The sequence below is a fragment of the Paenibacillus sp. EZ-K15 genome (assembly GCF_002573715.1).
In the GTDB taxonomy this organism is placed as follows: Bacteria; Bacillota; Bacilli; order Paenibacillales; family Paenibacillaceae; genus Paenibacillus_AQ.
In genome coordinates this window covers 384,768-407,789 of the sequence record NZ_PDHM01000028.1, presented here as the reverse complement: position 1 = coordinate 407,789, position 23,022 = coordinate 384,768, and the positions used below count along the sequence as shown (strand labels likewise).

Sequence of the window (23,022 nt, the reverse complement as noted above, 5' to 3'; positions counted from 1 at the left end):
AACCCCTCCTTTATGAAAGCGTATCCAATATGGACTACACGTCATTTCTTTTTGATAAAAGCTGCACCGTAATTGAGCTTGGACAAGTATCTTGGGGACATCTTCATCACGATGACAAAGGCAATGACGTTGCTGATGATTTTGTCGACGCTTTCTACCAGGATTTTGGTTGAGAATACCGCTGTCCAGATCTGCTGACCGGAGGCCAGGAATGTAGCAACCACAGCATCCGAAGAGTTGCCGGTCGCTCCGCCGAACATCAGCACCTGGATCGGAGAGGCCACGATCAGAACGGTCAGTACGACAGCGAATGAAGACAAGATCACTTTCCACAGCTTCGTATACATGCCTCTCATGGAGAGCAGGCCGACCACCAGACCGACGGCCATTTGTACAGGCGTAAATGCGAACGAGACCGGGTTCGTTATGCCGACAACAAGATTGGTGCTCGCCCCCGTAATCATACCGACCCAAGGACCGGCGATCATGGCCGTCAGAATCGTCCCGATGGTGTTCAGGTAAATCGGCAGCTTGAGCAGCAGTATGATTTGCGCACCAACAAAATTGATGGCGATCCCGATCGGGATCAACAAAATGGCCAACAACGAAAAATCATATTTAAATCCGCGTTTGATTCCCATTGATTTTTCCCCCTAGAGCATAGTTTGTTGATATCAGAAAGTATAAACTTCAGAGGATCTGCTGCCTGATATCGCAAGAAAATCTACCGCTAAACGCGGTCTGTCTTCTTTGAGAGTACGTCGATAGACGTTTTTGTTATACAAGCAATCCTGCGGAAGACTATTCGTCCGCTAAGATGGTATGGAGCGCGACCTCGACCATGTCGTGGAAGGACTTCTCGCTGTCTTGATGGGACGAGCGTTCATTGGTCAGCAGATGACTGCCTACCGTCAATATGGACAGGGCCCTGACGCCGTACTTAGCAGCAAGCGTGTATAGGGCGGCACTTTCCATCTCGACCGCGAGGACGCCGAATTCCATGAATTTATGAAGACGGTCCAAAGTTTCCCTATAGAATTCATCGGAGTTATAGATGTTGCCGACAAAGACATTCACCTGCTTCTCCTGAGCCAGTTGATGCGCTTTGCTTAACATGCCGTAATCGGCGGTTGGCGCGTAATTACAGCCATGAAATATTTTTTCCATCAGATTGCTGTCGGAGGATACGGCTTGGGCCAGTACGATGTCGCGGACCTGAAGCTCTTTTTGCATGGCGCCGCAAGTACCGATGCGGATCAGCTTTTTGACCCCGTAATCCTGAATCAGCTCCGTCGCATATATGCTCATGGTCGGGTTGCCCATTCCCGTACCTTGGACAGAAACGGGAACTCCTTTATAAAGGCCGGTGTACCCGTACATGCCTCTCACTTCGTTGTAACAATATACCTCCTCCAAAAAGTGCTCTGCCACAAACTTCGCCCGCAGCGGATCGCCGGGCAGCAGCACGCGTTCTGCGATATCTCCCTGTTGTGCTCCCAAATGTATGCTCATCTTGCTCCTCCTGCTTACTGGCCTCCCTCTTAAGAAAGCGCTTTAATTATTGATATGCCTTCATCATAGTAAGAATCGGAGGGATAACCAAGACCAGAAAGTTACGGAGCTTAACGGAAAAATGCAACCATGAGGTCTCATGGTTGCATTAATTCCTTGCGGATATTTTCTAAATCCCGTTTGGTCGGTATCGTTGAAATAATGACCACGGGCACTGTATGCAGCTCAACGGGGAACGTGCTGATCACGAAATCGATGCCGTGCTTCTGAATCATTTCATCGGTAAGCCCCTCCATGATGGAGGTGTTGATGATCAGCTCGTCACCGATTTCATTCTTGATGAGCTTGGCGACGTAATGGCGGATGGAGAATTCCTCGCCGATCAGCAGGAAAGCCTTTTTGCTGTTATAGCGCAGGCTGGAGCTGATCAACAGCGTCAGCTTCGTCAGATGATAGTCGTTATACTGAATGCCCGGGTAGCGCTGGCTCCATTCCTGCATGCAGCTTTTTACGCTCTGGTACATGGGCCGGCAATCCCTTTGGACATATTCCGTCAGGCCGCTTGCCGAGATAGCGATCAGATCGGGAAGCGCATTTTCCAGCCGGAGCTTCTCAAAGAAATCTCTGATTTCCCAGATGAACCGGTCGTTCATATCGATCGCAGGGAACGCGGCAAGCGCCAGCATGAGGAAATGATTGATAATTTGATATTTTTCATCCCCGATTTGCACGAGATTTGCTTTCTCCCTCGATATCATCGCGCTGACTTTCGCTTCATCATAATAATTGTATTGGCCCAAGCTGAACATGGCCTGCAGAAACCGGATTTCGTCCAGCGGCAAATGAATGGCGTACCGCTGCTCCAGCGCTCTGGCCAATGCGGCAACAGAGGCGTGAAGCATGCGGTTCTCCCAGTCATATGGCCCGTTGGGAACATCCGCATATTTGCCCTGCAGCACTCGGGTAATCATGATTGCCGCCAGAAACGACAAGCTCCGCTTAGCGTTAAGGAAATACACGATGTCATTCTCCGACTCGATCGCCGTAATGTACTCATGGATCTGGGCTTGGTCTATGTCGGCAAATGGCCAGCCGGAAAATTCATAGGCATCGTAAAACATTTTCCAGTAAAAATAACGGATACTGATTTCACTGCCTTTGACCTCTGGCATGGAATACGCAATGCGCAAATGGTATGGCTTCAATTCATGGTTGTTCAGCCGGATGATCAGCTTTTTCAGCGAGGAAGAGCTCATATACAGCTTGTCTGCCAGCTCTTCCAGCGAGTAACGCCCTCCCTCAGCAAAAAGCACAGCGAGCAGCTGGTAGAAGGTTCTCTGCCTGTACATGGAAGAGATGACCTCACCAATCGCGACATTTCGTTTATCGTAATGGAGAATGACACCTTTTCCACGCGAAATTTCAAAATGAATCTCAGGAGGAAGCTCCTGCTTGGCTTCATCGATAATTTTACGGATGGTTTTGTCCGATACGCCAATCTGCTCTTCAATCTCGGCAAGGGTGAACCAGCGATATTCGGAATCGAGCAGGGTCAACAGCTTATGTGTCAGTATGAATTCCTTTTCCATGTGTCTGTTCTCCCCCTTACGGAAGATTCGGTTAGATGGCAATCCTCTTCCCCGTTGATAGACCTAAGTATGAGTCGTAATGTACGTATTTATAAACAGTCGTGTTAAACATTCAGAAGGCTTCCCATTTTACGCGGCATACAGTCAATGTGCTTTTTCTATTTTGAGGATAGCTATGCCTCAGGACAAGTATCCTTATAAGTAATCGTAATGGGCTTTGGGGTTTTAATCAATCGGTATATCAGAAATTTAACGACGTGTTGGTGTAAAAGGCTTGATGACCGAATGATCAGTGAGGCGAGAATGTTCACGAAATGTTCACTTATGAAGAAGCTCCTAAATCGCTAAAATAACACGGTGAACCATTTATATGAAGGGGTGATGATAGGGAATGGCAAACCAGAAATACGTAGAGACAAGACTGCCTAGAAACGGAAAAGAGGGCATATTATTTTTATTGATCATATCGATTATTTCAGTAAACACGATCGCGCCGATTATTATGGGATTGGAACGCGGCTTTAGTAAAGAAGTTTACATGGATGGTCTAAAAGTGATTCCTATTATGTGGATCATCGTCGTGTTATGCGTAAAGCTAATTGCAGGCCCGATCGTTGGTAAGGTGATGCCTAAATTTGTGGGACAGACCGATGGATTTAATGCAAGAGTACTATTAAATATCGTACTAAATGTAACGGTATTATCTCTGTTGCTCTCCATTATTGGCCCTATGGTTGGTACGAAACACATAAGTCTGGATCCGTTTAAAAATTTCCTCCATACCTGGCCTCGGAACTTTGGCGTAGCGTTCTGGATTGAAATGTTGGTCGCACAGCCTATAGCAAGATACGCCATGAAAATCTTGCATTGCAGACAGGCGAGTAAAGCGGCGAGTGTACATTCGTAATATTGAAGCGACATGCAAAAAATATTAAGACCATTGATTCAGCTAACGGAGAACCTACGATAGCTGATTCACTGAAGCAAGGCCGTCGATGATGTCGACGGCCTTCTGTTTGCCCTGATTTATTGGATATTGTGCTCTTGCAACCCGGAGCAGACACCGGTTTATCGGCAGAGACATGTCTGTTCAAGTTTCCCCGGTTACTCCGGTGTTCCTTGCGTTACCCCATGAACATACGTCTGCCAAGGCGTGTCTAGTGCTCCTTGCCCCGGGTTATAGGTAAAGAAATACTCGACGGTATCCCCATGCTTCAGGTTGTTGACAGGGTAGGTATAGTTACCGTTCCCCGTTGGAGCCATGGCTACGTTTAACTGCCCGCCATTATTGATCTTATAATGTAAATCGGCAAAGGTTGCGCCATTGACATAGAACAGCAAGTCATCGCCGATCTTCTTCAGGCCCTTCACCTCATCGCCGATGACGATCACGGTAGATGATGCCGGTACAACGGTGATCGTGGCGTTGGCTGCTTTATTGCCGTCAGCGGTCTTCGCCGTGACGGTTGTTGTACCCTGAGCGAGTCCGGTCACGAGACCGTTCGGACTCACGGAAGCGACGCTGGAACCGGAAACGGACCAGGTGACCTGCTTATTCGTTGCATTGGACGGTGCCACGCTGGCATTTAATTGAACACTCTGCCCGACTTCGACCTGTGTCGTGGTCGGATTCACCGTTACGCCGGTAACCGGCACGTTTCCTGGATTCTGGCCGCCGCCTTCCCCTTCTTTATACACACGCACATAGTCTACCTGCATCGTTGCAGGGATATCGGACGGATCCGGGGTCCGGCCGCCATCAAAGGTCCCGCCGATCGCTAGATTCATAATGAGGTAGAACGGCTGATCGAAAGGCGCATTTGGATTGTTCGCCGCCGCTGCGGAATACCATTGATCCCGGGTCACTTTAAAGAAGAACTTGCCATCCACATACCATTTAATGTTGTCCTCCTCCCAGACTACGGAATAAACATGATAGTCATTGGCAAAGGTTTGCCCTTCAGGGAAGTGATATTCACCGGAAAGATACCGGTTCGTCGGCCATTGTCCCCCAAAGTGTACAGCGCCGCTCGTCGAGCCTGGCAAGCGTCCTTTTGCTTCCATCACGTCGATTTCACCGGATGATGCCCATGTTCCATACACATTATCTTGGGGAAGCATCCAGAGCGCAGGCCAGATGCCGTTGCCTGTAGGCAGCTTTGCCCGGAAGTCCACTCGGCCGTACTTGAGGGAAAAATGATCTTTGGTGTTAATCTTGCCGGAGGAGTATTGTGCATACCGACTTGGATCCTGCGGGAAGGATTTTGGCTCGTTCAAAGCCTTGATATTAAGTTTTCCGTCCTGTACAAAAACATTTTGTGCACGATCGGTATAATGCTGCAGCTCCGAATTGCCCCAACCCCATGTATTGGGATCGTCATTGAGATAATAACCTGTTTCATAATTCCATTTGCTCTGATCGAGCGCGGTTCCGTTAAATTCATCCTGCCAGATGAGATTCATGCCCTCGATGGCTGAGTCGTTTGGCGTTCCGATCGGAATATCCTCCTGATCGGTTACATCCGGACGGGGAGCATCCGGGTTACCAATCAAGGTATAGTTGACGAAATTGCTGCCCACACTTCCACCTGCCTGCCCATTTAATGGATAGCCGATGCGGATTTGCATATCCTCCTGGATCGGCTGGAACCACAGGCCATAGATATGGTCGGCCCAATACCCCCACTGATTGGCGGCGGACATGTTATTGTAGCCATTAGCGGCATATACAAATCCGCTCTGGCTCGAATTGTCCAGATCCACCCATTGTCCGTTGATGTTAATCTGGTATACGAAATTGCCAAGCTCCGTGCCGATTGGCGCACCCCCATCAATCTTAGGCAGCGGGATGCCGATAGCGCCGCTCGCATCGGCTGTAAAGGACGTTCCTTCATAAGGCGTAAGGACATAAGAGTTTCTTACGGGCTCATTAAAGGAGATGGTATAGACGATGTTAGCCGAAGAGGTCTTCGATTCTAATTTGACGTTAATCGATTCCGTTACGTTAAACCAGTAACCACCGCCTCCGTCAGTGAATTGGCCGAAGTTCTGATCATAGATCCAGCCGCTGGCTGCATTGTTGTCGATATCGATCCATTGGCTGCTGTTTACAGGTTTCACATACACCTTCAAATCATCCGCTACGGCCGCATAGGTTATGGCCGGATCATTGTTGAAAATAGGATAGGTAAAGCCGGCACCGCCCGTAAACCCTGCCGTAATTTGCGGTCCTTGGGTCGGGGTCATCGCGGTGATGGTTGTTTTGTTGATGTTTTGAAATACAAGTGAATATTCAAGCGTAACCCCATTGGCTTTGGAGTACAGCTGAATTTCGGTCGTTGCGGAGAGCGTGAACCAATAGCCGGTAAAGCCGCCGTCGTTCCAGTGACCCCAGTTCTGGTTATAGACAAAGCTGCCGACACTGTCGATATCGACCCAGCTGCCATTTACTTTCACCTTTACTCCCAGGTCCTGGGCAACATCATTCCAGGTGGCAGAGCCTCCGTTGAATATCGGCATGACAAAACCGTAGCTGGCCTGCCCAACTCCTGATTTTGTGATGACAGGTCCGTCTGCAGCTGAAAAGTAAGACATCGAGGTAATGGTGGTTCCAGCAGCCTCAGCAGCCTGAACTTTCGAAGTCGGCAATAGACCGATGCCAGCCAGCATCACGACCGCTAAGAACAAACTCAATACCCTTTGCCTATACCGGCTTTCCGAAATTTGAGATCGCTTCATAAATACCCTCCCTTAAAGAATTATGGATTCTCCCAGACTATGCGCGCGATGGAAAACGCTTACACCCGAAGAACATCTTTATTCTATCGAATATCATAATCAGAAGGATAGGTACCATTTTTTTGGTTGGGTCCCATAATTTCGGGTTTATATGAACGAGCGCAACGGTCATCAAGATCCAGCTGGGATGAAGGCGGCGCATTAGGCCATTCCTTGCGGGATGCCCCTGCATTGGCTTACAGGTAAATCCCTCGGGCCTCCTCATTGAAGAATTCGGTCACGTTCGGATACTTGGTTATACCGATCTGGTTCTGCCACATCATCTTCTGAATAAAGATGGCATCGGTAAAGATGTTGTTGATGATCGCTTCGCACCATACCGGAGTGCCTTTAAAGTAATCGACCAGATCATCAATTTCATCAAACTTAAAATAAAGGATATAACAAACGTAATTCTGGAGCAGCATACGGAAACAATGCTGTCGATAGGGGTTCGAGCGATTGTCCGAGAGAAAGTCTCTCATAATACCGAATAACGTTGTTTTATTTTCGGCGTTCATATGAATCAAATCATCAACGTTATTGATCAGCTGTAATAGTGCGTCTAAACCCTCTTCGGGAGGCATGATTAGCTTGGGTGATTTACCCTCGATGGACCTTAACAGCTCCAGTGTGAGATCCTTGCAGGCATGAATTTCATGAGGAGCGATGAAGAGTTGGTCTTTATGCTTGCCGAGATTCTCGCTATAGTAATCGTGATATACAGTAAAATAATGCTCCATACGGATATTGGTTTTCGTATGAATCAAATCTTGCCCGTTGAATGAAAAGGCGTAGAGCGTCTCCTCATTAACCGGGTGAGCATACAGGTAGAAAAAGAAAAAGAAGTCCCTTAATTGCTGCCTCTGCTCCTCGTTCAACCCGGAGGCATCCGTCAACTGAGCCAACTGAAAAAAGCAGTAGTTCTTCATAAAATCATTCATGGCAAGGAATGGATTGGTCCTTACGATGGACGTCGTCGTGTTGATCGTAAATAACAGGTAATAGAGCACGAGTTCATCATAGACGTCCAGATGGTTAAAAAAAGCCGAGAGCACAGGCTTCCAGTCCGGGCTCACAACATAATGGGGATCTCGGGGCTGTAATTCGTACGCCACTCAACAAAGGCCTCATCTTTATGTTCGACAAAGAATAATTCAGCGCCATCTTCCTCAAGAAGTCCATATTCAAAGCCGTCCAATGGAACGGACGGTGATCCTCTATTGAATTTTAGATTAAGATATTCATTATATAGTAATTGAAGTTTCATCTTTCATATCCTCGGTTTCATATATGATTTAACACTCGTCATTTATGTGATGGCCGTAATCTGTCTCTTCTCTTCCATATACATATTCAACATATAGAAGGGCATTCCTCTGCTCCTCGATATCATAAATGCAGTGTGCTGACTTGTCCGTTCCATTCCAAATCGTAGTTTAGTATTTTCGTTTATGCGTTCGGTCAGGACGAACGGATGTCATTTCTCGTTCCCTGCACCGCCCGCCATGCCGCGCTAGGATAACGTTGATACACCGTCCAGTTGTATGAACGGAGTTCAGGATTGGAGGGCTTCGAAAAGGGCGCGATGTATTTCTTTGAGCTTCATAACGATGCAAATTTCAATTGCCGGGTTTACGGAAAGGGTGTACACTGGGTGCCGAAGTGACCATTATAGAACAGGGTGTGTTTCATATTTTTAGACTGCGCCAATTCTATTTAAATCATCTGAAGCGAAAAATGTTCAACAAAATCGTCGTGCTGTACTCGACCGTCATGATCGTGCTGTTTGCGATTGCGGCAACTCTGGTTTATCAATACCAGACGCAGCGCATACTCCGCGAGCAGACCGATGCGAATCTCAAATCCGCGCATGTTCTGAATATTTATTTGAGTCGGCAGTATGAGGGCATACAGAATATATTTCAGCAAATTTACGGAGATGCCACGCTGAGCGATGAGCTGATCTATTTTTTGAACAACGAATATGAGAGTTACCTGAAATACCGGCTGGATTTATACACCAGGACGGGAGAGCAGCGTTTACGGTCTTTCAATACCTTGCTGAAAAACTACCTGGAGCAGGAGTCAAGCGCCAGAAGCGTGTCGATCTACAGCTATCCGAACAATTTTTACATGCATATCAGCCGGACCAACCAGCAGTTGAACAATGAAGCGGGTTCCAAGAACAAGTGGGAGACCTGGTTCGCCCGCCGGGAGCAGCACAGCTGGGATACCATGCCTCAAAACGAGTCCTCGGGTTCATCCGGAGGTTCCAGTCCAAGATCGTATTCCTATTCGAGAGAGCTGAAGGATCCGTGGACGTTGAATCGAGTGGGAATGATGAATGTGGAGTTCGACGCCCGGCAAATTTCATCCTGGCTGGAGAGCCGTGCTTCAGTAAAAGGCCGAATTCTAGTGTTGAACGCGCAGGGAACCGTTATTTACGATTCAGAGGATGAGTACTACGGTCAAGCCTTTCCCTACCACTTGGAACAGGAAAAAGCCGGGGACTGGGTGGAGCTGGATGAACCCTCCAAAGTAAACATATTAAATGTCGGCAATGCGGGACTGTCAGTCGTGGGGATTGTGTCGCAATCCCTGATCGAAGAGAGCACGGAGAGTTTAAGAACCGGACTGATCCTGGTCACCCTTGTGTTTATGGCGGCCAGTTTTGCGATTACGTTTACGATCGTTCGCAAGTTCTCCAAAAAAGTCCAGCGGATTATCCGCTCGATGAACCGGATCGGCGAAGGGGATCTGTCAACGCGCATTCAGATGTCCGGCGAAGATGAGCTTCAGCAGATTTCCCGCCGGTTTAACGACATGGGCGACCGTTTGGAGCAATATATCGATAAAATGTATACCTCGGAAATCAAGCAAAAAAACGCAGAGCTGGTTGCCCTGCAATCCCAGATTAACCCCCATTTTCTATATAATACGCTCGAATCGATACGCATGAAGGCGTATTTCGTGGGGGCGAAGGAAGTGGGTCAAATGATATACAGCTTGTCGGTCATGTTCAAGAACATGGTAAAAAAAAGCACGGTGGTTACCGTTGAAGAGGAAATGGACATGTGTTCCGTTTATCTCGACTTGTTCCGTATTCGCTATGACGGACGGCTGGAGACGGAAATCGAGGTGGATCCGGAGATCCAAAATGTCAGCATTATCAAGCTGCTGGTCCAGCCGATCGTGGAGAACTATATCGTTCACGGATTTCGTCCGCTGGAAGACAACAATAAAATTTCAGTCCGAGCTCATGGGGCAGGGGACCGGGTCGTGATCATCGTATCGGACAATGGAACGGGCATACCGGAGGAAAAGCTGACCCAAATCCGCGGCACGCTGGATAAGGTCCTCCAGCCTCCCGACAAGGGTTACCGTTCGATCGGGCTGATGAACGTGCATGAACGAATCGTGCTGAACTACGGAAATGATTACGGAGTGACCATAAACAGCACAGAGGGACAGGGAACCGAGGTCCGCATGGAAATACCGATGCTTCGCAAGGGGGAGACGACATGAGGAAGGTATTTTTTGTTGATGACGAGCCTTTGATTGCTCAGGGCTTGGCCACCATTGTGGATTGGCAGAATTACGACCTGCACGTAACAGGTTCGGCCAACGATGGGTTACAAGCGCTTGAGCGGTTGAGGGAAGAGCCGGTGGATCTGCTGATCACGGATATTATGATGCCAAGAATGAACGGGCTCGAGCTTATCAAGAAGGTTAAAGAAATGCATCCCCGTACCAAATTTATTGTGCTGAGCGGGTACGAAGAATTTGAATATGTGAAGATGGGGATCACGCTCGGCATTCAGAATTACATTTTGAAGCCGATCAACATCGAGGAGTTGGAAGCCACCATTAAGCATATCCGCGGCGATTGGGAGCGCGAGGAGTTGAAACGGTTTCGCTCCGAGGAGGATTGGAAGATCCTCCGAAGCAATATTTTGCAGCGATGGGTCAACGGCGAAATCAAAAGCTCGGAATTAAAACAAAGAGCCGAACTTCTCGGCATTCCGCTGAATTATGTGTCTTACCAGGTTTATGTTTTGCGGCTCATATCCGACGAACGACCGGTATCCCAGCTTTATCGCTTAACCAGCCTAGCCGATGAATATTGCCGGGCTTTTTCGGAAGAGCTTGGGGGAGATCATGAGGTAATTTGCTTCCCCGATGCGGATGACGACATCGTGGTGATGTCGGTCGCGATGAATGAACAGAGGGATGCCGCACGAGAGGGCATGAGAAATGCCATGGCTAAGCTGCGAGAGCTGACTGGCTTGCGCATGTGGTGCTCCGAAGGGAATGCGGGACTCAATGATTTCAAAGATATTCAGGAGAGCTACAGGAAGGCGAAGGGCCGTTTCAACGCCTGCCTGATTGCCGGAGATGACATGACCCTTTACAGTCCGCCTGCGGAACCGGAGACCGTTCAGGCTTCTTCGCCGTCCGCTCGTCCCGACACGTTCGCAAAGCTGCTGATCGAAGGGGACGTTCCCTCCTTGCAGGCTTATATCGAGTCCGTTCTCGGCGATAGCAGTGGGGAGCAGACGGTACCCCGGGGAACCTGCTTGAATGCGGCAGTCCAACTGATGATCGCGGCGAAGGATATGGAGAAAAACCCCGATTACAGCGAGATATTTACCCCAATGCACCGGATTAATACGCTCCAGGGGCTCCGAAATCATGTATGGCGTATCGTCGAGCGCAGTCTCGCGCGCCTGCAAGAAGCGGATCAGGGCTATAGCCTGCATGTCTCGTTTCTTGTGGAACAGGTGCAGCATCATTATCCGGAAGAGCTTTCTCTGAAGACGCTCAGTCAGCGGCTGCAGATGCATCCGAATTATTTGGGGCAGCTTTTTCAACAGGAGGTCGGCGCAAGCTTCTCGGATTATTTGAACCAGTACCGCATCGAGAAAGCAACGCAGCTCCTATTACATACGGATCAGAAGACGGCGGATATTGCGTTCAGCGTAGGTTATACGGACAGCTCGTACTTTTACAGGCAGTTCAAAAAATATACGGGCGTATCTCCAACCGAAATGAGGTCCATGTATCGGATCTAAATGAACAGTAAACCATAAGCGACAGGCTCAGGGTGGATAACCTTTTGGCCTGTTCTTTGCTGTTTTTTGGGGGATTCTTTAATTTATCCATCCCGTTCTAGTATTTTTCAACTTGAGCGCGATAGCGCTTACTTGGCACAATGATAGTAGTTAAAGGGCGAGTGATAGAATAGCCGCATCGACAAAGATCATGGGGGATCTTCTACAACAGTCGCATCACTTGTATTTAACAGGGAAGAGGAGGAGTGCTCATGTCGGGGTTCATCAAAAAGGTAATACGCAACCGGTTTATGCTGCTGATGATACTGCCCGGAACCATCTGGTTTCTTATCTTTGCTTACTTGCCTATGTTCGGCACCGTTCTCGCTTTTAAGGACTTCCGTATAAGTCCGGACGGCTTTTTCGCCAGCGTGTTCAACAGCGAATGGGTAGGGTTCAAAAACTTCGAGTATCTGTTTACAACCAATGATGCCTATATCATTACGAGGAATACAATCCTATACAACCTGGCTTTTATCATCCTGGGTCTGGTCTTTGCAGTGGGCTTTGCGATCATGCTAAGCGAGCTTGTCAACAAGCGGACGGCCAAGGTATATCAGACCGGCATGTTTTTGCCGCATTTTTTGTCGTGGGTTATTATCAGTTATTTTGCGTTCACCTTCCTGAGTGTGGACAAAGGGACGCTGAATCAAATCATTACCTATTTCGGAGGAGATCCGATCAGTTGGTATTCGGAAGCGAAGTATTGGCCCTTCATTCTCGTTTTTGTCGGCATCTGGAAAGGCGTGGGCTACAACAGCGTGATTTACCTGGCCGCTATTACAGGGATCGACAAGTCTTATTATGAAGCGGCTGTCATCGACGGAGCCACCAAGTGGAAGCAGGTGCGATACATAACGATTCCGCTGTTGAAACCGCTGATGATCATACTGACCATATTGGCAATCGGGGGCATCTTCCGTTCCGATTTCGGATTGTTCTATCAGCTTCCGAAGGATTCGGGCGCCTTGTATCCGGTCACGAATGTTATCGATACCTTCGTTTACCGTGGACTCATCAATATGGGAGATATCGGAATGAGTACGGCGGCGGGCTTGTACCAATCGCTTGTAGGATTGATCCTGATTTTGGTCGCTAACTATATCGTTCGTAAAATTGAAAAAGATCATGCGATCTTCTAATCCGAGGGAGGTGTACCTATAATGCCGCAGCTATCAACACAAACCGCCAGTCAGCCGGCAAAGCGTTCAAAGAAGAGAGACTATAACGCCATCTCCCCTTTGTGGAATACGATTTTCAATATCGTGATCGGCATCTTCTCGTTCTCCTGTATCTTTCCGTTTCTATTTGTTATTATTATTTCCTTGACGGATGAACAGACCCTGGTCTTGGAAGGCTTCAGGCTGCTGCCGAGTCAGTTCAGTACGGCAGCGTATGAATATATTTTCGAAACGGGAGGCGAATTGCTATCCTCATTCAGCTTAACGCTCCTGGTCACGGTACTGGGGACGCTGGTGAGTCTAGCTCTGGTTACGACTTATGCCTATGCATTGTCCCGTCGAAACTTTGAATTTAGAGGCTTTTTCAGCTTCCTTGCATTCTTTACCATGCTGTTCTCAGGTGGTATGGTACCTGGTTATATCGTGATGACCCAGTTTCTGCATCTGCAAAACACAATCTGGGCGTTGATATTTCCTTTATCCTTGAGCGCGTTCTCCATCATTGTCATGAGGACCTTTTTCCAAACGACCATTCCGGATGAAATTATTGAGTCCGCCAAAATCGATGGCGCCGGCGAATTTCTGACCTTTATCCGAATCGTGATGCCGGTCTCGCTGCCGGGGATTGCCACGATTGGTTTGTTCAGCTCTTTAGGGTACTGGAATGACTGGTTTAACGCCTTGCTGTATTATAACAATCCGCAGGCAACGCCTCCGCTGCAGTTCATGCTCATGAAGATCGAGAAGAACATGGACTTTCTGACGCAGAATGCGCAAAATATCGGTTCATTCGATGCAGCAGCTGGCCTGCCGACAGAGACGGTGAGAATGGCGATGGTCGTATTGGCGACACTGCCGATTGTTATGGCATATCCGTTCTTCCAACGATATTTTGTCCAGGGCCTGACCGTAGGCTCGGTCAAAGGATAATTTCAAGCATAATTTCATAAGGTTGTACCCGCATCGCACACTGCCGGAGAAATCCGGCTTTGATGTCTCAAGTGTGTAAGCGGTGTCAATATAGCATTAACCATTAAGTGATACAGGGGGAAAAACACATGTTTAAGAAAAAGGTCTCTATACTGTCCCTTGCTCTCGTGCTTCTGCTGACGGTCGTATTGTCGGCTTGCGGCAGTAAGGAAGGCGCTAAGCCTGGCGAACCTTCGAAAGAAGGGGCAGCCGTTCAAAGCGACGGCACGGTCGATGTATCCAAGCTGGATCCGGTCAAACTAAAAATGTACATGATCGGACCTAACCAGAAGGATCTTCCCGTGGTTCAAGAGGAAATCAATAAATATTTGACGGAAAAAATCAATGCAACGATTGAGATCAGTATGATCGACTGGGGCGATTACAGCCAGCGGATGCAGGTTATTACAAGCTCCGGCGAGAATTACGACATCGCCTTCACTAGCTCATGGGCGTTCGATTATCTTCCAAATGCAGCGAAGGGCGCGTTTAAGCCGCTGAATGACCTGCTTGATCAATATGGAAAAGGCATTAAGGAAACGCTGGATCCTCGTTTCTTGGAAGGAACGAAGGTCAACGGCGTGAACTATGGCATCCCGGCCAATAAGGAACTGGCACAGCAGTTTGTATGGCGCTTCAATAAGAAATATCTGGATAAGTACAACCTGGACATTTCCAATGTAACGACGCTTGAGGATCTCGAGCCGCTTCTGAAAACGATTAAAGAGAGCGAGCCTGCAGATATTACACCGCTTGCTGTACCGAAAGGCTTTAAGCCGTACTTGCCGGTTGATTTCCCGCTTGGTGATGAAATTCCGATCGGTATGTACCTTGACACCAAAGACTTTAAATTTGTGAACCTGTTGGATTCACCTGAACTGAAATCGGCTCTGACCACGATGCGCAAATACTATAAAGCGGGTTATGTGCGCGAGGACGTAGCGACGCTGGACGGCATTGATAACATCAAAACCGGCAAATGGCTCGTGGACCGCGAGATTACACAGCCATACGCAGAGCTCGGCTGGTCCAGAAACGCGAAATATGACATTGTGACAAGACCGATGCATGATCCGGTTATTTACACCAGCTCTGCAGCGGGTTCGATGATGGCGATTTCTTCGTACTCCAAAAATCCGGAGCGGGCAATGATGTTCTTGAACCTGCTGAACACGGATGAGAAACTGCGCAATATGATTCAATACGGTTTGGAAGGCACGCACTACAAGAAGCTTGAAGGGCCATACATCGAAGATATGCCTGCTATGCAGGAAAACTATGCAATGCCTGGATTTGCGCTCGGCAATATGTTCCTGACGTATCTTCATGAAGGCGAGCCTGAAGACAAGTGGGAAGCATTCGAGAAGTTTAACAGCTCGGCTGTGGTAGCTCCTACGTTCGGCTTTAACTTCGACACGGCTCCGGTAAAAACAGAAGTTGCGGCCATCACCAACGTGGCGAAGGAATTCATTCCTGCACTGTACACCGGCTCCATCGATCCTGAAGAATACTTGCCAAAAGCAAAACAAAAATTCCAGGATGCTGGCATTGACAAAGTTATCGCTGAAGCTCAAAAGCAGTTTGATGAGTGGAAGGCACAAAACAAGTAATCCATGAAAAGTGTATGAGGGGTAGAAACGGCTGATCTAAAGCGGCCGTTTCTCTCTGTCATTCCTTCTTTTGGATGGAAAACGCATTCATTGTTCACCACGAAATCATTACATAAACAGGAGGTTTTCCCATGAAACGAATCAAACCGGATTATTTAACGAAAGCCCAGTGGAAACGCAGAATGACGGTATGGATGAGCACGGCTGTGCTGGCTGCGTCCCTGACGGGTTTTGCTGGAGAAGCCGAGGCAGCACAGCCTCACTCGTCCTATTGGTATCCGAACACGCTGCTGGAATGGTCGCCGTCCACGGATAAGGATGCGCTTTTTAACCGGGGGACGGTTAAGCTGGAGGATCAGCGTATCCAGGGCCATAAGGTAAACCGCAATGCCAAGGAGGAAGTGAAGGTTTTATCGATTGCTTCCATGTATCCAAGCACAAGCGGAGCTCCATCCCAAGGCTCGGAGAAGTTCCATACCTATACGTTCAGTAACTGGCAGTATATCGACAAGCTGGTGATGTGGGGCGGCTCTGCAGGTGAAGGATTGATCGTTCCGCCAAGCGCCGACGTGATCGATGCGGCCCACAAGAATGGCGTACCTGTTTTTGGAACCGTTTTCTTGCCACAAACCGAGCATGGAGGCAAGATCCAGTGGCTGCATGATCTGTTAAAGCAGCGGGAGGACGGATCCTTCCCGGTTGCAGACAAACTGATTGAGGTTGCAACGTATTACGGATTTGACGGCTGGTTCATCAATCAGGAAACTCAGGGCGGAACGCCTGAGGATGCTGCCAAGATGGCTGAATTTTTAACGTATCTTCAGCAGAAAAAAGCGCCTGGCATGGAAGTGATCTGGTACGATTCCATGATCAAGGAAGGCCCGGTGAAGTGGCAGGGAGCTTTGACGGATAAGAACGAGATGTTCTTCCAGGCGGGGAATCAGCGCGTTTCCGACAATATGTTTATCGATTTCCGCTGGCAGTTTAAGGACGAGAAGAATGGCAAATACGACTACATCACGCCATTCTTGAACTCCCCGGCCAAAGCGGCAGAGCTTGGTCGCAGCCCGTATGATCTTTACGCTGGCATCGACGTGGAGGCGAACGGCTACGAGGGCAAGTTCAATTGGCCGGTTGTGTTCCCGGACGGCAAGAAAGCGACGACCTCCCTCGGCATTTACCGTCCTGATTGGGCGTTCAACAGCTCTAAAACTCATGAGGAGTATATGAAAAAGGAGCAGATTTTCTGGGCGGGACCTGGGATGAATCCGGCTAATACCTCGCAGCCTGAAGGGACCGATCCGCTTGCCTGGAGAGGGATTGCAAATGATGTCGTTGCCAAAACCGTGCTCACCGGTTCCGAATTTGTCACCCATTTTAATACCGGTAACGGCCATATGTTTGCGGTGGACGGCAAAGTGATGCGAAGCAGCGACTGGAGCAACCGGAGCCTGCAGGATATTTTGCCGACCTGGCGCTGGATCACGGAAACGAACGGCAAGGGTGAAGCCCTCAAGCCTGGATTCGATTTCAACAAGTCTTATTACGGTGGAAGCTCGCTTCAGGTGGCGGGTGCCGTAAGCAAAGGCTCCTCTACTCACGTCAAGCTGTATAAGGCGAATATCCCGGTTGAAGCGACGACGGAAGTATCGCTCGTCTATGCGGACAATGCGAAGGACGCCAAGGTAAAGATCGGTTTGGCATTCTCCGATGCGCCGGATAAGTATGAATTTTTCGAGCCTGGCAAGTGGGCCGCCACGGGCGCAGATCAGGATTGGAAGCAGGGAAGCGTCAAGCTGAACAAGTATAAAGGCCGCACGATCGTGGGAATCTCGCTCCAATTCGAATCTGCCGCGGATATCGCGGATTATCGGGCCAATATCGGCCGTCTGGCCGTTACGCGGGTGAACGATCAGGCGAAGAAGCCGCATCAGGTGACCGATCTGCAGGTCATCGAGAACGACTTCCGCGACGGAATATATGGGGATGCGCGGTTGTCTTGGAAGGCACCGAAACAGGCTGAGGACGTGATGTACTACCAGGTGTACCGGGTTCATCCGGACGGCAAGTACGAGTTGATGGGCATGACGGGGAATACCGTATATTACGTGCCGGAAATGAAGCGGCTGCTGAAAGAGCAGGCAACCAAGATGGTCGTGATTCCGGTGAACCGCCATTACGAACAAGGAAAAGCATCGTCGATAAGCTTTGACTGGCCGGAATATCCGAAGCCGGTTGCAGCCTTCAAAGCGGATAAAACGCTGATCGCACCGGGAGAAACGGTACAATTCACGGATCTTTCATCGGAAGTGACGGAGTCCTGGAGCTGGAGCTTCCCCGGTGGACAGCCAGCATCCAGCACGGAGCAGAATCCTAAAGTGACATATCCGGAGGAAGGAACGTACGAAGTGACGCTAACCGCTAAAAATAGCGTTGGCGAGGACTTGGTTCGGAAGAAGCTCATTACGGTTACACGGGAAGCGGAGAATGGCGTTGGCAACCTTGCCCTTGGCAAGAAAACGTCAGCATCCAGCTTCGTGAATGAGAAGGAAGCACCTCAATTTGCGGTGGACGGTAATACGGCTACCAAATGGTGTGCTGTCGGAGACGGGCCTCATTCGATGACGGTGGACTTGGGAGCCGAGCATAAGATCAGCGAATTCGTGATCAAGCATGCGGAAGCCGGAGGAGAGCCGGCCGCATTCAATACGCGGGCATTCACCATTCAGGTAAGCTCGGACGGCAAGGAATGGAAGGATGCGGTATCGGTCAAAGACAATACGAAAGCGGTCAGCAGCCATGCCATCGAACTTACCTCCGCACAGTACGTGCGTCTTCAAGTAGAGAAGGCGACACAAGGCGGGGATACGGCAGCGCGGATTTATGATTTTGAAGTACTGGGCTTAAAATAATTCGGATTACTAGAAAGAGCGTTTCCCTTAGATGGGGACGCTTTTTTTTGGTTGCTATATAGTTTGGGTCCCGTCATAAAACCGCCATCAAGGCCCGAGTCCAGCATGTATAGATTTTGTATAGTTAGGGTTGTTAATCTGATATAGGACACTATTTGGATGCTGCGCAATTGACGCGTGCCGAGGTAAGAGCACGGATTGCAAGGCTACTGAAATTGACCATCCTGGTCGATATATAAATAATGAAGCAACGCAAACAACCATTGATGGCATTGAAGTCGTCAATGGTTGTTCTTTCATATCTATTTGGAACCGTAAATGATGGAGCAGTGCCTATATTAGAATGGATTAGGAGAGGAATACTTCTTGGCAAACGACTCACCAAAATACCAAATGAAAAAGAGTCATATGATCTTGTTAATTGGGTTATTGTTAGTCATTCTATCGAGCTTGCGCATGGTGTGGATGGAATTGTTACCTCATCAAAAGCAGGTGTCCATTCCGAATGGGCAATTGGATTTACGTCATTGGAATGCAGAAGATGGCGGCGTTCTCTTACTTGATGGGGAATGGGAGTTTTATCCCTCACAATGGTTGCTGGATGGTGGTCGTCGGCAGCGTGTGTCAGCCGAGATCGAGCCAAAGCTGATTTCGGTTCCGGGAGGATGGAATGAAGCTTTGCATGGTGAAGAGTCAACTTCCTATGGATTTGGGACCTATCGACTGCGTATTCTTGTAAATCCAGAGAACGACATGAATTATAGCATTCGTGTATCCAACGTGCGTACTTCATCCGAAGTATACGTAAATGGCCGGTTGCTTGCCAAATCCGGTCGGGTAGCGGAAACGAAGGATGAATATACGGCGAAGAACCTGCCTTATTCTACAAGCTTTACGGCAGACGACAACGGCGTCATCGAAATGGTGATTCAGGCGGCAAATTATGTGGATAGTCGGAGCGGCGGCATTGCCAGGTCCATTAAATTCGGTTCGGAAGCAGCCATTGGGAGGGAAATGAAACTCTCCGTTTCCATGCAGACGCTGGGAGCTATCCTATTTTTGATGCATTCGGTTTATGCGCTTATTTTATTTTTACTGGGAAATAGGGAAAAGAGGCTGCTTTATTTTTCTTTGCTGACCTTGTGCGTAACCCTTTCGAGTGTATTGAGTACGGATGAGAAGTTGTTCCATCAATTATTCTACGTCGGCAGTGATTGGGACTTTCGGCTGTCCAATGCGGCGTTCATGATTGGATGCTATGCGTTGCTGGAATGTACCACTCATCGCGAACTCCCTTATTGGAGCAGGGTTTATCCTGTTTATAATGTTATGATTATTGGGACTGCCGGCTTGACCTTGTTCTTGGCTCCGCCTCAGGTGATCATGCTCTTCCCAGTTTATTTTCTATTGGGCTTTACCACAGCAATCATCACGATCATTGCCATCGTAAAAAAGGTAATCAAGGGTATCAAAGACCATCTGTTACTGCTTTTTTCCATGCTTGCGCTGGTCCATCATTTCCTTTGGGCGCTAATCTTGCGGGAAAGCGCTTTGAGCGTTGCCCATTATCCGTTTGATCTGATTTTTTCGATGGGATGCTTGGCCGCCGTATGGTTTAAGGGGTATTTCAACATGCATGCTAACACCAAGGAGATTGCCGCAACCTTGCAAAGAGTGAATGACCATAAAGATCAATTTTTGGCGAATACGTCTCATGAATTCAAAAATCCGCTTCATAGCATCCTTAACATGTCACAATCCGTTTTGAACAGGGAACGACAGTTGTTACAGGATAGGAGCGTCAAGGAACTCGAAACGGTACTATCTGTAGGACGTCGGCTAACACTTATATTAAATGATTTGATTGATGTGATGAGTCTACGGGAGGGCAATCCGCGTCTACAGAAAAAAGTCATATCGATTCAGCCGATCGTAACCGGAGTCATTGATATGCTGCAATTTAACGCTGAAGTGAAGTCTGTCAAAATTGTAAATCAGATTCCTGAGGATTTTCCACCCGTCATTGCGGATGAGAACCGGGTGATTCAAATCGTTTTCAATTTGCTTCATAATGCCGTGAAGTATACGAATGAAGGTATCATTTCAATTCAGGCTTTGGCAGATGACGGAAGAGCGTATATTGTTATTGCTGATACCGGGATCGGAATGGATGAGGACATGCTGAAACGCTTATTCCTTCCGTACGAGCAAGCCAGCGCGAATGAGACCATGATCGAAGGCGGCTTTGGGTTGGGCTTAAGTATAAGCAAGCAACTCATTGAGCTTCATCGAGGTACCTTAGAGGTGTCTTCTGTTTTAGGAGAAGGCTCGAAGTTTACATTTTCGTTAAAGCTAGCGGGTTTGAATGCGGAGGAGGAAGAAGATGTTTCCGACTCATTCGAACCCACAACATTACAGGCAGTGTCGACTCAGGAAACAGCCTCAATCGTTCTGGAAAAAGAGGACATTCCGTCAGCGGAAAAACAAACAACCTTTATTGCAATGAATCGTGATCGTCCGCTCTTATTAATTGTGGATGATGATCCTGTTAATCTGCAAGTGCTCGAAACCATACTACCGCCTGACGATTATGATGTAACGATGGCAACGAGCGGTAAAGAAGCATTGGCTATGCTGGACACGAAGGAATGGGATCTGGTCATCACCGATATTATGATGCCGCAGATGTCGGGTTATGAGCTGACACGAAGGATTCGAGAGCGATATACACTTACCGAGCTCCCTGTACTGCTCCTTACCGCAAGAAGCCAGCCGAAGGATATCCAAAGCGGTTTTTTTGCAGGAGCAAACGATTATGTGACAAAGCCAGTGGAAGCATTAGAAATCAGATCGCGGATTGAGGCGCTAACCACGATTAAACAAACGGTTCGGGAACAACTGCGGTTAGAGGCTGCATGGCTTCAAGCGCAAATCCAACCTCATTTCTTATTTAATGCATTAAGTGCCGTAACCGCTCTAAGTGACATTAATTTGGATAAGATGCGTCATTTGCTTGATGAATTCAGCAATTTTTTGAGGTATAAATTTAGATTCCAAGATATGGATGGACTTGTTTCGATTAAAGAGGAGTTAAGTCTAGTGCGCTCATATGTATACATTGAAAAGGTCCGGTTTGATGAGCGGCTACAGGTCGTTTGGGAGGTAGATGACTGCGAAGAGTTAAAAGTCCCTTTCCTCTCGATTCAGCCTTTGGTTGAAAATGCCATAAGACATGGCATTATGAAGCGCACTCGTGGAGGGGAAATACATATTCGGATTTCTGTCCATGACACGCTAACAGAGATATCCGTTCAAGACAATGGGATCGGAATGGACGAAGTTCAACTGCAGCGGGTATTGGAAAGAAGAGCAGACCGTAGCTCAGGAGTCGGCCTGATCAATACGGATCAGCGCTTAAAGCGGCACTTCGGAACAGGACTCCAAGTAAAAAGCACATTAGGTAAGGGGACTAAGGTAACTTTTTACGTGCGCAGCGAAACGAAGTGAGTGGTTATTTTATTCTAAACGACAAAAAGCCGAAGCATTGAAGCTGCGGCTTTTTTCCTTACTGGGGTTTTTGCATCGATGAAATGTGTCATTACAACGGCGGAAATTAATGGTATAGAAAAAATCCAGGAAAAAGTGCGAGATATGTGGAATAGGTATCAGAATTATTAAAACTAATGAGTCTAATATTTGGCGGTGAGATGAATGGATAGATTGAAAAACAGCGGATTTTATAAAGTGAAATTCTTTATAACGCCGGAAGAATTTAAAAGTGTTTTGACATTCTTTGAGCAAAAACAAGCACAATTCCATCATACCAATTATGCCAGGACCCAAGATGATCTAAATCAGGTGTATGAGGCGTATAGAACCTATTATCAGTATTTTACAGCTTCAGAAAAGCCCAATTACCACCCTTTCTTTGTCTATTCTATTTCTTTTGTTATGGGTAATGAAAACTCCGGATTCTTTGTCAGAAATGAAGGTGTCCAATTTCCCTATCTTGGGCAGTGGGCAGAAGATGAATTACCGTATGTCATGCTCTCCCTTCCTAAAGGCGTTCAAATCAATGTAGAGGATGAACAAGGGAAGTATTATATTTATGAGGATATTCGGGGACATCAGCCGTTAACTTATGATTTTTTTGATGAAATAGCAAAATATACGAAGAAAATGACAAAGCTGCTTCGTTTCTCGGTACATTCGAAAGATGCTATGGAAGAGCAAAAGCCATCTGTTCGCATAAGTCAAGATGCCATGAATGACATGAGTTTCTCTTGGATTTTTAAGAAATATGAGCTTGTTATGAATAACAAATAGGCCACCTAACCATTCAGGATTGCATCCAATCT

At 47.8% G+C, this 23,022-nt stretch carries 14 protein-coding genes; 9 read left to right on the top strand and 5 right to left on the bottom strand.

Annotation, left to right across the window (positions count from 1 at the left end; all coding sequences use genetic code 11):
- Positions 1-41 precede the first annotated feature (41 nt).
- The 3 genes from CRG97_RS32160 to CRG97_RS32150 form a co-directional block, all read right to left on the bottom strand.
- A complete protein-coding gene (locus CRG97_RS32160; RefSeq protein ID WP_015738050.1) occupies positions 42-641 on the bottom strand; it encodes an ECF transporter S component in 600 nt (199 codons plus the stop codon).
- A 160-nt stretch (positions 642-801) separates the two neighbouring features.
- Positions 802-1,512 (bottom strand): purine-nucleoside phosphorylase, encoded by a 711-nt coding sequence (gene deoD, locus CRG97_RS32155; protein ID WP_015738049.1) that lies wholly within the window; start codon positions 1,510-1,512, stop codon positions 802-804.
- Positions 1,513-1,649: 137 nt separating this feature from the next.
- Complete coding sequence (locus CRG97_RS32150; RefSeq protein ID WP_098749524.1) at positions 1,650-3,101, bottom strand: AcpB/EbpR/MafR family transcriptional regulator; 1,452 nt, start codon at positions 3,099-3,101, stop codon at positions 1,650-1,652.
- Between the two features lie 391 nt (positions 3,102-3,492).
- Here CRG97_RS32150 and CRG97_RS32145 point away from each other — a divergent pair, with 391 nt between their 5' ends.
- A complete protein-coding gene (locus CRG97_RS32145; RefSeq protein ID WP_098749523.1) occupies positions 3,493-4,008 on the top strand; it encodes a hypothetical protein in 516 nt (171 codons plus the stop codon).
- A 197-nt stretch (positions 4,009-4,205) separates the two neighbouring features.
- Here the strand turns inward: CRG97_RS32145 and CRG97_RS32140 are convergent, their stop codons facing one another.
- Positions 4,206-6,839, bottom strand: a complete 2,634-nt coding sequence (locus tag CRG97_RS32140; protein WP_098749522.1) for a family 16 glycosylhydrolase — start codon at positions 6,837-6,839, stop codon at positions 4,206-4,208.
- Positions 6,840-7,075: 236 nt separating this feature from the next.
- Complete coding sequence (locus tag CRG97_RS32130; RefSeq protein ID WP_237566637.1) at positions 7,076-7,996, bottom strand: hypothetical protein; 921 nt, start codon at positions 7,994-7,996, stop codon at positions 7,076-7,078.
- A 508-nt stretch (positions 7,997-8,504) separates the two neighbouring features.
- Between CRG97_RS32130 and CRG97_RS32125 the strand changes: the two genes are divergently transcribed.
- The 8 genes from CRG97_RS32125 (at position 8,505) to CRG97_RS32090 (ending at position 22,990) form a co-directional block, all read left to right on the top strand.
- Complete coding sequence (locus CRG97_RS32125) at positions 8,505-10,406, top strand: sensor histidine kinase (RefSeq protein ID WP_237566636.1); 1,902 nt, start codon at positions 8,505-8,507, stop codon at positions 10,404-10,406.
- Entirely contained in the window at positions 10,403-11,953 is a 1,551-nt protein-coding gene (locus CRG97_RS32120) for a response regulator transcription factor (RefSeq protein ID WP_098749519.1), read from the top strand. Before CRG97_RS32125 ends, CRG97_RS32120 begins: the two co-directional genes overlap by 4 nt.
- A 251-nt stretch (positions 11,954-12,204) precedes the next feature.
- The gene (locus tag CRG97_RS32115) at positions 12,205-13,134 is read left to right on the top strand and encodes an ABC transporter permease (RefSeq protein WP_098749518.1); all 930 of its coding nucleotides are present in this window, start codon (positions 12,205-12,207) and stop codon (positions 13,132-13,134) included.
- Between the two features lie 21 nt (positions 13,135-13,155).
- Complete coding sequence (locus tag CRG97_RS32110; protein ID WP_098749517.1) at positions 13,156-14,103, top strand: carbohydrate ABC transporter permease; 948 nt, start codon at positions 13,156-13,158, stop codon at positions 14,101-14,103.
- 128 nt (positions 14,104-14,231) lie between these two features.
- Positions 14,232-15,752 carry an ABC transporter substrate-binding protein gene (locus CRG97_RS32105; RefSeq protein WP_098749516.1) on the top strand — a complete coding sequence of 507 codons (1,521 nt, stop codon included), beginning with the start codon at positions 14,232-14,234 and terminating at the stop codon, positions 15,750-15,752.
- Positions 15,753-15,883: 131 nt separating this feature from the next.
- On the top strand, positions 15,884-18,664 hold the full coding sequence (locus tag CRG97_RS32100) for an endo-beta-N-acetylglucosaminidase (RefSeq protein WP_098749515.1): 2,781 nt from the start codon (positions 15,884-15,886) through the stop codon (positions 18,662-18,664).
- 393 nt (positions 18,665-19,057) lie between these two features.
- On the top strand, positions 19,058-22,171 hold the full coding sequence (locus CRG97_RS32095) for a hybrid sensor histidine kinase/response regulator (RefSeq protein WP_481856232.1): 3,114 nt from the start codon (positions 19,058-19,060) through the stop codon (positions 22,169-22,171).
- A 204-nt stretch (positions 22,172-22,375) separates the two neighbouring features.
- A complete protein-coding gene (locus CRG97_RS32090) occupies positions 22,376-22,990 on the top strand; it encodes a hypothetical protein (protein WP_098749513.1) in 615 nt (204 codons plus the stop codon).
- The last annotated feature ends 32 nt before the right edge of the window (positions 22,991-23,022 follow it).

Excerpts from the sequence above, each read along its gene's own strand:
- CRG97_RS32160 (WP_015738050.1), bottom strand. The coding sequence starts at position 641 with ATGGGAATCAAACGCGGATTTAAATATGATTTTTCGTTGTTGGCCATT.
- deoD (WP_015738049.1), bottom strand. The coding sequence starts at position 1,512 with ATGAGCATACATTTGGGAGCACAACAGGGAGATATCGCAGAACGCGTG.
- CRG97_RS32150 (WP_098749524.1), bottom strand. The coding sequence starts at position 3,101 with ATGGAAAAGGAATTCATACTGACACATAAGCTGTTGACCCTGCTCGAT.
- CRG97_RS32145 (WP_098749523.1), top strand. The coding sequence starts at position 3,493 with ATGGCAAACCAGAAATACGTAGAGACAAGACTGCCTAGAAACGGAAAA.
- CRG97_RS32140 (WP_098749522.1), bottom strand. The coding sequence starts at position 6,839 with ATGAAGCGATCTCAAATTTCGGAAAGCCGGTATAGGCAAAGGGTATTG.
- CRG97_RS32120 (WP_098749519.1), top strand. The coding sequence starts at position 10,403 with ATGAGGAAGGTATTTTTTGTTGATGACGAGCCTTTGATTGCTCAGGGC.
- CRG97_RS32115 (WP_098749518.1), top strand. The coding sequence starts at position 12,205 with ATGTCGGGGTTCATCAAAAAGGTAATACGCAACCGGTTTATGCTGCTG.
- CRG97_RS32110 (WP_098749517.1), top strand. The coding sequence starts at position 13,156 with ATGCCGCAGCTATCAACACAAACCGCCAGTCAGCCGGCAAAGCGTTCA.
- CRG97_RS32105 (WP_098749516.1), top strand. The coding sequence starts at position 14,232 with ATGTTTAAGAAAAAGGTCTCTATACTGTCCCTTGCTCTCGTGCTTCTG.
- CRG97_RS32100 (WP_098749515.1), top strand. The coding sequence starts at position 15,884 with ATGAAACGAATCAAACCGGATTATTTAACGAAAGCCCAGTGGAAACGC.
- CRG97_RS32095 (WP_481856232.1), top strand. The coding sequence starts at position 19,058 with ATGAAAAAGAGTCATATGATCTTGTTAATTGGGTTATTGTTAGTCATT.
- CRG97_RS32090 (WP_098749513.1), top strand. The coding sequence starts at position 22,376 with ATGGATAGATTGAAAAACAGCGGATTTTATAAAGTGAAATTCTTTATA.